The 11,676-nt window shown below is 66.1% G+C and carries 10 protein-coding genes and 3 pseudogenes; all 13 read left to right on the top strand.

The genetic code is table 11. The features are described 5' to 3' along the window. The coding region (locus BAY1663_RS20725) for a glutamate-5-semialdehyde dehydrogenase (RefSeq protein WP_037044535.1) at window positions 1-1,163 on the top strand (1,163 nt) is incomplete at its 5' end. Further along, window positions 1,163-1,822 (top strand): nicotinate-nucleotide adenylyltransferase, encoded by a 660-nt coding sequence (nadD, locus tag BAY1663_RS20720; protein WP_037044533.1) that lies wholly within the window; start codon window positions 1,163-1,165, stop codon window positions 1,820-1,822. The genes BAY1663_RS20725 and nadD, both read left to right, overlap by 1 nt. Before the next feature lie 15 nt (window positions 1,823-1,837). Next, window positions 1,838-2,197 carry a ribosome silencing factor gene (rsfS, locus tag BAY1663_RS20715; RefSeq protein WP_037044532.1) on the top strand — a complete coding sequence of 120 codons (360 nt, stop codon included), beginning with the start codon at window positions 1,838-1,840 and terminating at the stop codon, window positions 2,195-2,197. A gap of 2 nt (window positions 2,198-2,199) precedes the next feature. Further along, on the top strand, window positions 2,200-2,667 hold the full coding sequence (gene rlmH / locus BAY1663_RS20710) for a 23S rRNA (pseudouridine(1915)-N(3))-methyltransferase RlmH (protein ID WP_037044531.1): 468 nt from the start codon (window positions 2,200-2,202) through the stop codon (window positions 2,665-2,667). 18 nt (window positions 2,668-2,685) lie between these two features. Then, a pseudogene (gene mrdA, locus BAY1663_RS20705) lies at window positions 2,686-4,573 on the top strand (penicillin-binding protein 2). A gap of 38 nt (window positions 4,574-4,611) precedes the next feature. Next, window positions 4,612-5,714: pseudogene (rodA, locus tag BAY1663_RS20700) on the top strand (rod shape-determining protein RodA). 47 nt (window positions 5,715-5,761) lie between these two features. Continuing rightward, window positions 5,762-6,739, top strand: coding sequence for a lytic murein transglycosylase B (gene mltB, locus BAY1663_RS20695; protein ID WP_037044530.1), 978 nt, complete (start codon window positions 5,762-5,764; stop codon window positions 6,737-6,739). Window positions 6,740-6,741: 2 nt separating this feature from the next. Next, window positions 6,742-7,722: pseudogene (locus BAY1663_RS20690) on the top strand (septal ring lytic transglycosylase RlpA family protein). 47 nt (window positions 7,723-7,769) lie between these two features. Beyond that, window positions 7,770-8,927, top strand: a complete 1,158-nt coding sequence (locus tag BAY1663_RS20685) for a D-alanyl-D-alanine carboxypeptidase family protein (RefSeq protein WP_037044529.1) — start codon at window positions 7,770-7,772, stop codon at window positions 8,925-8,927. 65 nt (window positions 8,928-8,992) lie between these two features. After that, window positions 8,993-9,277 carry a DUF493 domain-containing protein gene (locus tag BAY1663_RS20680; protein WP_037044528.1) on the top strand — a complete coding sequence of 95 codons (285 nt, stop codon included), beginning with the start codon at window positions 8,993-8,995 and terminating at the stop codon, window positions 9,275-9,277. After that, window positions 9,277-9,933: a lipoyl(octanoyl) transferase LipB gene (gene lipB, locus BAY1663_RS20675; RefSeq protein ID WP_037044527.1), complete on the top strand. Its 657-nt coding sequence runs from the start codon at window positions 9,277-9,279 to the stop codon at window positions 9,931-9,933. The genes BAY1663_RS20680 and lipB overlap by 1 nt, the downstream gene beginning before the upstream one ends. Beyond that, window positions 9,926-10,903, top strand: a complete 978-nt coding sequence (gene lipA / locus BAY1663_RS20670) for a lipoyl synthase (protein ID WP_037044525.1) — start codon at window positions 9,926-9,928, stop codon at window positions 10,901-10,903. Before lipB ends, lipA begins: the two co-directional genes overlap by 8 nt. A 232-nt stretch (window positions 10,904-11,135) precedes the next feature. Further along, window positions 11,136-11,480: a hypothetical protein gene (locus tag BAY1663_RS20665; protein ID WP_037044523.1), complete on the top strand. Its 345-nt coding sequence runs from the start codon at window positions 11,136-11,138 to the stop codon at window positions 11,478-11,480. The last annotated feature ends 196 nt before the right edge of the window (window positions 11,481-11,676 follow it).

Raw genomic sequence — 11,676 nt, 5'->3', positions numbered from 1 at the left:
TGCAGGCCGCCGCCGCCGCGCTCGACGCCGCCCGCGACGAGCTGGCCGCCGCCAACCAGAAGGACCTGGCCGGTGGCCGCGCCAACGGCCTGGATGCGGCGATGCTCGATCGCCTGGCACTGACGCCCAAGGTGATCGACGGCATGATCGAAGGGCTGCGCCAGGTCGCCGCGCTGCCGGACCCGATCGGCGAGATCCGCGACATGCGCTACATGCCGTCGGGTATCCAGGTCGGCAAGATGCGCGTGCCGCTGGGCGTGGTCGGGATCATCTACGAGTCGCGCCCCAACGTGACCATCGATGCCGCCAGCCTGTGCCTGAAGTCGGGCAACGCGACCATCCTGCGCGGCGGTTCCGAGGCGATCCATTCCAACCAGGCGATAGCCCGCTGCATCCAGCTGGGCCTGGCCGAGGCCGGGCTGCCGGCTGCTGCCGTGCAGGTGGTGGAGACCACCGACCGCGCCGCGGTCGGCGCACTGATCGCCATGCCGGAATACGTCGACGTGATCGTGCCGCGCGGCGGCAAGGGCCTGATCGAACGCATCAGCCGCGACGCCAAGGTGCCGGTGATCAAGCACCTGGACGGCATCTGCCACGTCTACATCGACGTCGCCGCCGATGTGGACAAGGCCATCCGCATCGCCGACAACGCCAAGACCCAGCGCTACGCGCCGTGCAACGCCATGGAGACGCTGCTGGTGCACGGTGCGCTGGCCGCGCAGGTGTTGCCGCCGCTGGCGGCCATCTACCGCGACAAGGGCGTCGAGCTGCGCGGCTGCCCGCGCACCCGCGAACTGCTCGGCCGCGACGTGCTCGAGGCCAGCGAGGAGGACTGGGCCACCGAATACAACGCGCCGATCCTGTCGATCCGCATCGTCGATTCGCTGGACGCGGCCATCGAGCACATCAATCGCTATGGCTCGCAGCACACCGACGCGATCGTCACCGAGAGCTTCAGCGACGCCCGGCGCTTCCTCACCGAGGTCGACTCCAGCTCGGTGATGGTCAACGCCTCGACGCGTTTCGCCGATGGCTTCGAGTACGGCCTGGGGGCGGAGATCGGCATCTCCACCGACAAGCTGCACGCCCGCGGCCCGGTCGGCCTGGAAGGGCTGACCAGCGAGAAGTACGTGGTCTTCGGCGACGGTCACGTGCGCACTTGATGACGCGACGCAACGGCGCCCGACGCATCGGTATTCTCGGTGGCACCTTCGATCCGGTACACATCGGCCACCTGCGCGGTGCGCTGGAGGTGGCCGAGATGTTCGGCCTCGACGAGCTGCGGCTGGTCCCCAATGCCCGGCCGCCGCATCGCGATACGCCCAGCTGCTCGGCGCAGGACCGCCTGGCCATGGTGCGCCTGGCGGTGCAGGACCTGCCGCCGCTGTGCGTGGATGCCCGCGAGCTGGAGCGGGAAAAACCGTCCTACACCATCGATACGCTGATTTCCCTGCGTGCCGAACTGGCGGCGGACGACCAGTTGCTGCTGGTGGTGGGCTGGGACGCCTTCTGCGGGCTGCCCACCTGGCATCGCTGGGAGGAGCTGCTCGATCACTGCCATATCCTCGTGCTGCAGCGGCCGGATGCCGGTAGCGAGGCGCCGCAGGAACTGCGCGATCTGCTCGCCGCGCGCAGCGTGCCCGATCCGCAGGCACTGTGCGGCGGCAGCGGGCAGATCGCCTTCGTCTGGCAGACGCCGCTGGAGGTGTCCGCCACACAGATTCGCCAATTGCTGGCCAGCGGCAAGTCGGTCCGATTCCTGGTTCCCGATGCCGTACTGGCTTATATCAACGCGCACGGGCTGTACCGGGCGTCGAACTGAGGTTGTTTCCACGTTATGCAAACCGAAACTTTGGTCCAGCTGGCGATCGCCGCCCTGGAAGACCTGAAAGGCCAGGACATCACCACCATCGATGTGCGCGGCAAGACCAGCGTCACCGATTACATGATCATCGCCAGCGGCAATTCCAGCCGGCACGTCAAGTCGCTGGCCGAGAACGTGCTGGAGAAGGCCAAGGAGCAGGGCGTGCGCCCGCTGGGCAGCGAAGGCCTGGAAGGCGGCGAATGGGCGCTGCTCGACCTCGGCGACGTGGTGGTTCACGTGATGCAGGTGCCAACCCGCCAGTTCTACGACCTCGAGCGCCTCTGGCAGGGTGCCGAGCAGAGCCGCGCGCAGCACGCTCACGATTCGGAGTAGGCGTGCGCATCAAGCTGATCGCCGTCGGCTCGAAGATGCCGCGCTGGGTCGAGGACGGCTGGCAGGAGTATGCCAAGCGCCTGCCCGCCGAGCTGCCGTTGGAGTTGCACGAGATACCGCTCAATACCCGCGGCAAGAATGCCGACGTGGCACGGTTGATTCGCCAGGAGGGCGAGGCCATGCTGGGCAAGGTCCAGCCGGGCGAGCGCATCGTCACGCTGGAGGTGCACGGCAAACCCTGGAGCACCGAGCAGCTGGCCGCGGAGCTGGAGCGCTGGCGCCTCGATGCGCGCAACGTCAACCTCATGGTGGGCGGCCCGGAAGGGTTGGCGCCGGAGGTCTGCGCGCGTAGCGAGCAGCGCTGGTCGCTGTCGCCGCTGACCCTGCCGCACCCGCTGGTGCGCATCCTGGTCGGCGAACAGATCTACCGTGCCTGGACGCTGCTGTCCGGTCATCCCTATCACAAGTAGTACGCGAACCCCTTCACGATGCCGCAACCGATTCAGCTCAAGGATCACGAGAAGGACGCCATCCTGGTGCGTCGCCGGGTCCTGGTGGGCCTTGCCTTCGTGTTGCTGCTGATCGGCGTGCTGGTGGCACGGATGTACTACCTGCAGGTGGTGCAGTTCGAGCACCACTCGACGCTTTCCGAGAACAACCGCGTCCACGTGCAGCCGATCCCGCCCAATCGCGGGCTGATCTTCGATCGCCAGGGCCGGGTCATCGCCGACAACCGGCCGAGCTTCAGCCTGACCGTGACCCGCGAGCGCGCCGGCGACTGGAAGGCCGTGCTCGATGTGGTGGTCGAAGTGCTGGCGCTGGGCGAGGAGGAGCGCGGGCTGTTCGAGAAGCGTGTGCTGCAGGGACGCCGGCCGTTCGAGCCGGTGCCGATCATGTACGAGCTGTCGGAAGAGCAGATCGCCCGCATCGCGGTGAACCAGTTCCGCCTGCCCGGCGTCGAGGTGGCGGCACAACTGGTCCGGCATTACCCGCAAGGTGCGCATTTCGCCCATTCGGTGGGCTATGTCGGGCGGATCAACGAGCAGGAGCTCAAGCAGCTCGATCCGGTCAACTACAGCGGCACGCACCATATCGGCAAGACCGGCATCGAGAAGTTCTACGAGGACCAGCTGCACGGTCAGGTCGGTTACGAGGAGGTCGAGACCAACGCCCGCGGGCGGGTCCTGCGCGTACTCAAGCGCACCGACGATACCGGGCAAGGACATCACCCTGTCGCTGGATCTCGATCTGCAGCAGGCCGCCGAGCAGGCGCTGGGCGGGCGCCGGGGGGCGATCGTCGCGCTGCTGCCGGATTCCGGCGAGGTGGTGGCGATGGTCAGCCAGCCGAGCTTCGACCCCAACCTGTTCGTCACCGGCATCAGCTTCAAGGACTACGGCGAGCTGCGCGACTCCATCGACCGGCCGCTGTACAACCGGGTGCTGCGCGGGCTCTACCCGCCGGGCTCGACCATCAAGCCGATGATGGCCGTCGCCGGGCTCGACGCCGGCGTGATCACGCCGAGCAGCCGGGTGTTCGACCCGGGCTTCTTCCAACTGCCCAACGTGCAGCACAAGTACCGCAACTGGAACCGCAGCGGTGACGGCTGGGTCGACCTGGACCTGGCCATCGCCCGTTCCAACGACACCTATTTCTACGACATGGCGCACAAGCTGGGTGTCGACCGCATGCACGACTACATGACCCGCTTCGGCCTGGGCCAGCGGGTGTCGCTGGACATGTACGAGGAAACTGCGGGGCTGATGCCGTCGCGCGAATGGAAGCGTGCGCGCTATCGCCAGCCCTGGTATCCCGGCGAGACCGTGATCCTCGGCATCGGCCAGGGCTACATGCAGGCCACGCCGCTGCAGCTGGCCCAGGCCACGGCCCTGGTGGCCACCCGCGGCAAGTGGATTCGTCCGCACCTGGCGCGCAGCATCGATGGCGAACCGCCGGTGGATCCGGAGCCGCTGCCGGACATCGAACTGCGCGATCCGCGCTTCTGGGATTACGCCGCGCACGGCATGGAGCAGGTCCTGCACGGCCCGCGCGGCACGGCGCGCAAGGTCGGCGACAGCTCGGCCTACCGCATCGCCGGCAAGAGCGGTACCGCGCAGGTGGTGGCCATCCGGCAGGGCGAGAAGTACGACAGTGCCAAGCTGGCCGAGCGACATCGCGACCATGCGTTGTTCGTCGCCTTCGCCCCGGTGCATGACCCGAAGATCGCCGTGGCGGTGATGGTCGAGAATGGCGAATCCGGTTCCGGCGTCGCCGCTCCGGTGGCCAAGCAGGTCATGGATGCCTGGCTGCTGGACGAGGAGGGCAAGCTCAAGGCCGAGTTCGCTCCGCCGCTGACCGCGGAGGGCAAGGCGCCATGAGCGGCAACTTCGACCGTACCCTGTCGCGCGACGACGTGCTGCGGCGTCGCGCCAGCCTGCTGCAGCGGCTGCATATCGACGGCCTGTTGCTGTTGCTGTTGCTGTTGCTGGCCGCCGGCAGCCTGTTCATTCTCTATTCGGCCAGCGGCAAGAACTGGGACCTGGTGATCAAGCAGGCGAGTTCCTTCGGCCTCGGCCTCGGCGCGATGCTGGTGATCGCCCAGTTCGAACCGCGCTTCATGGCGCGCTGGGTGCCGCTGGGCTACCTGGGGGTGGTGGCGCTGCTGATGGCGGTGGAGGTCGCGGGGCACACGGCGATGGGCGCCACGCGCTGGATCAACATCCCCGGGGTGATCCGCTTCCAGCCGTCCGAGTTCATGAAGATCATCATGCCGATGACCATCGCCTGGTACCTGTCGTCGCGCAGCCTGCCGCCGGGCATCAAGCACACCGCCATCAGCCTGGCGCTGATCCTGATTCCCTTCGTGCTGATCCTCAAGCAGCCCGACCTCGGCACGGCGCTGCTGATCCTCGCCTCGGGCGCCTTCGTGCTGTTCATCGGCGGGCTGCGCTGGCGCTGGATCATCGGCGCGGTGACCGCAGTGGTGCCCGTCGCGGTGGCCATGTGGTACTTCGTGCTGCGCGACTACCAGAAGCAGCGCGTGCTGACCTTCCTCGACCCCGAAAGCGATCCGCTGGGCACCGGCTGGAACATCATCCAGTCGAAGGCGGCGATCGGCTCGGGCGGGGTGTTCGGCAAGGGCTGGCTGGCCGGCACCCAGTCGCACCTGGATTTTTGCCGGAAAGCCATACTGACTTTATCATCGCGGTGCTCGCCGAGGAGTTCGGCCTGGTGGGCGTCTGCCTGCTGCTGCTGGTATACGTGCTGCTGATCACCCGCGGGCTGCTGATCACCGTGCAGGCGCAGACGCTGTTCGGAAAACTGCTGGCCGGCGCGTTGACGATGACATTCTTCGTTTACGTTTTCGTCAATATCGGTATGGTCAGTGGGCTGCTGCCAGTGGTGGGGGTGCCGTTGCCCTTCATCAGCTATGGTGGAACTTCATTGGTGACCCTGCTGTCAGGGTTCGGGGTTTTGATGTCGATCCACACCCATCGCAAGTGGATCGCGCAGGTTTGATAAGAGTGAATTCGTTGATTTCATTACGGCGTGGCTGGGTGGCACGGATGCTCGGGGGCATGGGCTTGGCTGGCGCTGTCGTGGGGGCCCAGCCGCTGTCGGCGGCGGACTACGCGGGGCCCAACGTGCACGAGTTCGTCGCCGAGATGACGCGCGACTACGGCTTCGCTGGCGAGCAGCTGCTCGCGCTGTTCGCCCAGGCCGAACGCAAGCAGGTCATCCTCGATGCCATTTCGCGGCCGGCCGAGCGGGTCAAGCCGTGGAAGGAATACCGGCCGATCTTCATCACCGACTCGCGCATCGCCCAGGGCGTCGACTTCTGGCGGGAAAACCACGAGGCGCTGGCGCGTGCCGAGGCCGAATACGGCGTGCCGCCGGAAGTGATCGTCGCCATCATCGGCGTGGAAACCTTCTACGGGCGCAACACCGGCAACTACCGGGTCATCGACGCGCTGTCCACGCTGGGCTTCGATTACCCGCCGCGCCAGCCGTTCTTCCGCCAGCAGCTCAAGGAGTTCCTCCTGCTCGCCCGCGAGGAGCAGGTCGATCCGCTCGCGCTCAAGGGCTCCTACGCCGGCGCCATGGGCCTGCCGCAGTTCATGCCGAGCAGCTTCCGCGCCTATGCGGTGGACTTCGACGGCGATGGCCATATCGACATCTGGAACAACCCGGTGGATGCCATCGGCAGCGCCGCCAGCTACTTCAAGCAGCACGGCTGGGCGGCCGGCGAGCCGGTGGTGGCGCGCGCCGAGGTGTCCGGCGAGCGCTACGAGCAAGGCCTGAGCGCCGGCCTGGAACCGCTGAAGAATGTCGCCCAGCTGCGCGAGCTGGGCTGGCGCTTCGAGCAACCGGTGGCCGATGAAACGGCCGTGACGGCCTTCCGCCTGGAAGGCGCCGAAGGCGACGAATACTGGCTGGGCCTCCCCAACTTCTACGTCATCACGCGCTACAACCGCAGCGTGATGTACGCCATGGCGGTCCATCAGCTGGCCCAGCAACTGGCCGAAGCGCGAGGCGCACAATGACGATGACGCTCCATTCCCGATGGCTGGCGCTGGGTATCGCCGGCGCGCTGCTGGCCGGTTGCTCCTCGAGCCCGGCGCCGACCGGCTCCGTGGACAAGGCCAGCGGCCCCGGCGATTACGCCCGCCCGCACAAGGATGGCGCGCCTGGTGGGACGTGGATGTCTCGCAGATCCCGGACGCGATCCCCATGCCGCACTACGGGCCGGTGAAGGCCAACCCCTACACCGTGCTGGGCAAGACCTACTACCCGATCAGCGACGGCCGCCGCTATTCGGCCACCGGAACCGCCTCCTGGTACGGTACCAAGTTCCACGGCCAGCCGACCGCCAACGGCGAAAAATACGACCTGTACGGCATGAGCGCGGCGCACAAGACCCTGCCGCTGCCGAGCTACGTCAAGGTCACCAACCTGGACAATGGCAAGAGCGTGACCTTGCGGGTCAACGATCGCGGGCCGTTCTATTCCGATCGCATCATCGATCTTTCCTTCGCCGCGGCGAAGAAGCTCGGCTATGCCGAAAGCGGGACCGCGCGGGTGAAGGTCGAAGGTATCGATCCGCAGGCGTGGTGGGCCGAGCAGGGGCGGCCGGTGCCCACGGTGCTGGCGCAACCGCAACTGGCTTCGGTCCAGCCGGGCAGCCGCCTGGCGCAACCCATCGAGCAATACACGCCACCGCCCCAGCAGCATGCCGCCGCTGCCGTGCCGGTCGAGATCGACGCAAAAAAAAAACGCTTCGTCCGCAGCCTCTGGCCTGTTTCTCCAGGTCGGCGCCTTCGCCAATCCGGATGCGGCGCAGCTGCTCAAGGACAAGCTGAGCGAGGTGGTCTCTGCGCCGGTCTTCATCAGCTCGGTGGTGCTCAACCAGCAGACCCTGCATCGGGTACGCCTGGGCCCCATCGGCACGCCGGATGAGGCCATGCAGCTCGAGCAGAGCGTCCGCCTGGCCAACCTGGGCCAGCCCAGGCGTGTCACGGCCGACTGAGCCGCACCCTTCAATACCCTGTTTCACTTCACCAATTCGAGATTCGGATGAACATCACCAGCTTCGTTAATCGCTTCGTTATCCTCGCCTTGCTGACGCTCGCTCCGGCCGCCTGGGCCGCCTCGATCGTGCCGTCGGCGCCGCAGCTGGCGGCCAAGTCCTACATGCTGATGGACGCGGCCAGCGGCGAGGTGCTGGTGGAGCACAACGGCGACGAGCGCCTGCCGCCGGCCAGCCTGACCAAACTGATGACCGCCTACATCGCCACGCTGGAAATCCAGAAGGGCCAGATCAGCGACAGCGACATGGTCACCGTCAGCGAGAAGGCCTGGCGCACCGGCGGCTCGCGCATGTTCATCCAGGTCAATACCCAGGTCTCGGTGGACGATCTGCTGCACGGCATCATCATCCAGTCCGGCAATGACGCCAGCGTGGCGATGGCCGAACACATCGCCGGCAGCGAAGAAGCCTTCGCCGACCTGATGAACAGCACCGCGCAGCGCCTGGGCATGAGCAACACGCATTTCGTCAACGCCACCGGCCTGCCGAACCCGGAGCACTACTCCTCGGCCCACGACATGGCCAAGCTGGCCCGCGCGATCATCTATGCGGATCCGGCGCACTACGCGATCTACGCGCAGAAGGAGTTCTTCTGGAACAACATCAAGCAGCCCAACCGCAACCTGCTGCTGTGGCGTGACAAGACCGTCGACGGCCTGAAGACCGGGCATACCGAAGAAGCCGGCTATTGCCTGGTGGCATCCGCGGTGCGCGACGACATGCGCCTGGTTTCCGTGGTGTTCGGCACCGACAGCGAGCAGGCGCGCGCCGCCGAGACGCAGAAGCTGCTGACCTACGGCTTCCGCTTCTTCGAGACCCGCACCTTCTACCAGAAGGGCCAGGAGCTGGCGCAGGCGCGAGTCTGGAAGGGCCGGCAGGAGACGCTCAAGGCCGGCCTGGCCCAGGACCTGACCATGACCCTGCCGCGCGGCCAGGTGGAGAAGCTGGAGGCGGTGATGAGTTTCGATGGCACCCTGATCGCGCCGATCCAGCAGGGCGACGTGATCGGCAAGGTCGAGGTCAAGCTGGACGACAAGGTGCTGCGCAGCAGCGACCTGGTCGCCCTGGAGGCCGTCGAAGAAGGTGGGCTGTTCCGGCGTTTTTGGGATAGCATTCGCCTGTTCTTCTACAGCCTGTTCAACTGACCACGCTCGAGCGCGCCCTGGCCCATCCGGCTGCGGCGCGCCTGCGGATCACGAGTCCGTTCGCCATGACCGATAGCCAAAACGATATTCCCGCACCCAAGATCGATTTCCCCTGCGAGCGCTACCCGATCAAGGTGATCGGCGATGCCGGCGAGGGTTTCCGCGAAGCCGTGATCGAGGTGATCCAGCGCCACGCGCCGGACTTCGACGAAACCACGGTGGTCACCCGCGACAGTCGCAATGGCCGCTTCCTTTCGCTGCAGGTGCTGATCACCGCCACCGGCGTCGAGCAATTGCAGGCCATTCACGTCGACCTGCGCGCCACCGGTCGTGTTCACATGGTGCTGTGATGACCCACGACGTGGGTGTGCGTGAGCTGGGACTGGTCGACTATCGCACCGCCTGGCAGGCGATGCAGCATTTCACCAACAGCCGCGGGCCCGACAGCGGCGATGAGATCTGGCTGCTGCAGCATCCATCGGTATTCACCCAGGGCCAGGCGGGCAAGGCAGAGCACCTGCTGTTCCCCGGCGACATCCCGGTGGTGCAGGTCGACCGCGGCGGCCAGGTGACCTACCATGGCCCGGGCCAGCTGGTCGGCTACCTGCTGCTGGACGTGCGCCGGCTCGGTATCGGCGTGCGCGAGCTGGTCAGCCGCATCGAACGCAGCTTGATCGATCTGCTCGCCGAATATGACGTCGAGGCGCTAGCCAAGCCGGATGCGCCGGGCGTCTACGTCGACGGCGCGAAGATCGCTTCCCTGGGCCTGCGCATTCGCAATGGCCGCTCCTTCCACGGCCTGGCGCTGAACGTGGACATGGATCTCGAACCCTTCCGGCGCATCAATCCCTGCGGTTATGCAGGGCTGACCATGACCCAGCTGCGTGACCTGATCGGTCCGGTCGACTTCTCTGAAGTACTCGACCGGCTGCGGTCGCAACTGGTCCGGCAGCTCGGATACGCGCAACAGAAGACCCTCGCGGGCGGAATCGAAGCATATGAGTAGTGTAGAAACGGCAGGCAAGCGGCCGGCCAAGGTGGAGGCGGGCGTCAAGCTGCGCGGAGCGGAGAAGGTCGCGCGGATTCCGGTGAAGATCATTCCCACCGACGAACTGCCGAAGAAGCCCGATTGGATCCGGGTGCGCATCCCGGTTTCGCCCGAGGTCGACCAGATCAAGCAAACCCTGCGCAAGCACAAGCTGCACAGCGTCTGCGAGGAAGCCTCCTGCCCGAACCTGGGCGAATGCTTCTCCAGCGGCACCGCCACGTTCATGATCATGGGCGACATCTGTACCCGCCGTTGTCCGTTCTGCGACGTCGGCCATGGCCGCCCCAACGCGCTGGACCCCGACGAGCCGAAGAACCTCGCCCAGGCCATCGCCGACATGCGCCTGAAGTACGTGGTGATCACCTCGGTGGACCGCGACGACCTGCGCGACGGCGGCGCCCAGCACTTCGCCGATTGCCTGCGCGAGATCCGCAAACTGTCGCCCGGCATCCAGCTTGAAACCCTGGTGCCGGACTATCGCGGACGCATGGAGATCGCCCTGGACATCACCGCCAGCGAGCCGCCGGACGTGTTCAACCACAACCTGGAAACCGTACCGCGGCTGTACAAGTCCTCGCGCCCGGGCTCGGACTTCGAGTGGTCGCTGGACCTGCTGGAGCAGTTCAAGCAGCGCGTGCCAGGCGTGCCGACCAAGTCGGGGCTGATGCTCGGCCTGGGCGAGACCGACGACGAGGTCATCGAGGTCATGCAGCGCATGCGCGAGCACGACATCGACATGCTGACCCTCGGCCAGTACCTGCAGCCCTCGCGCAACCACCTGCCGGTGCAGCGCTTCGTCCATCCCGACACCTTCGCCTGGCTCGCCGAGGAAGGCATGAAGATGGGCTTCAAGAACATCGCCTCCGGCCCGCTGGTGCGCTCCTCGTACCACGCCGACCAGCAGGCGCACGGCGCCAAGCAGGACTGAAACCCCGCTCCAGCCTGCCCGGCGCTTCCAGAAAACCGCGTTGACGGCACCGTCGTCTGCGCGGTTTTCCGCTTTGTGCGGGGCGCATTCGTGGCGGGTGGCTCGGCCAATGCCGAGGGTGGGCGGGGCCTGAGAAATGGTTTGGCAAGAAAATTGCGGCATTTCACCGCATTAGACTTTGGTCTATAGTGGCTCCGTTTACACCACCGAGGCCAACCGAGGGCCACTGCAAATGAACGAACCCCAGTTAAAGACTTTGCTTGATGATCTGGATGCCGCGAAGGTCGAATGCGACGCGATGAGCCGCCTGGTCGTGACGCGCCTGGCCAAGCAGCATATTCCGTATCGAGCAATGTTGGGGCAGGTCGAGCTGGACGGTAAGGTGCTGTCGCCGCACTTCTGGGTGGAAGCCGACGGGTGCGTGATCGACTATCGGGCGCGCCAGCGCCTGGGGGGTGACCAGCGGGTACCGCATGGCGTGGTGCCGTGCGAGGCGGTGAAGGCCCATTACCAGGGCCAGCAGGTGGTCATCGATCCGTTGCCGGATTACCTCTATGAGGTTGCCATCAAGCACTGATGGCCTGCGGGCATCCGCTGCTATCGTCGATGGAAGAAAAAGCCCCGGTACGTTCGCCGTAATGCTGTTCACTTAACGACTCAAGCTGGATGTTGGATCTGTAGGAGCGGGCCATGCCCGCGATTCGCGCGCATGGCGCGCTCCTACAAAGTACTCTCCGTGCTTATCTGAACAGCATTACGCCCGGCATCCGGGT

This window comes from Pseudomonas sp. BAY1663 (assembly GCF_000582595.1).
In the GTDB taxonomy this organism is placed as follows: domain Bacteria; phylum Pseudomonadota; class Gammaproteobacteria; order Pseudomonadales; family Pseudomonadaceae; genus Stutzerimonas; species Stutzerimonas stutzeri_AF.
The sequence above is the reverse complement of the archived record's forward strand: the minus strand, read 5'-3'. Positions and strand labels throughout refer to the sequence as shown.

Bases quoted from the DNA above. Each gene is read 5' to 3' on its own strand.
- nadD (WP_037044533.1), top strand. From the start codon at position 1,163: ATGACGCGACGCAACGGCGCCCGACGCATCGGTATTCTCGGTGGCACC.
- lipB (WP_037044527.1), top strand. From the start codon at position 9,277: ATGACCCACGACGTGGGTGTGCGTGAGCTGGGACTGGTCGACTATCGC.
- rsfS (WP_037044532.1), top strand. From the start codon at position 1,838: ATGCAAACCGAAACTTTGGTCCAGCTGGCGATCGCCGCCCTGGAAGAC.
- BAY1663_RS20665 (WP_037044523.1), top strand. From the start codon at position 11,136: ATGAACGAACCCCAGTTAAAGACTTTGCTTGATGATCTGGATGCCGCG.
- lipA (WP_037044525.1), top strand. From the start codon at position 9,926: ATGAGTAGTGTAGAAACGGCAGGCAAGCGGCCGGCCAAGGTGGAGGCG.
- BAY1663_RS20680 (WP_037044528.1), top strand. From the start codon at position 8,993: ATGACCGATAGCCAAAACGATATTCCCGCACCCAAGATCGATTTCCCC.
- mltB (WP_037044530.1), top strand. From the start codon at position 5,762: ATGCTCGGGGGCATGGGCTTGGCTGGCGCTGTCGTGGGGGCCCAGCCG.
- BAY1663_RS20685 (WP_037044529.1), top strand. From the start codon at position 7,770: ATGAACATCACCAGCTTCGTTAATCGCTTCGTTATCCTCGCCTTGCTG.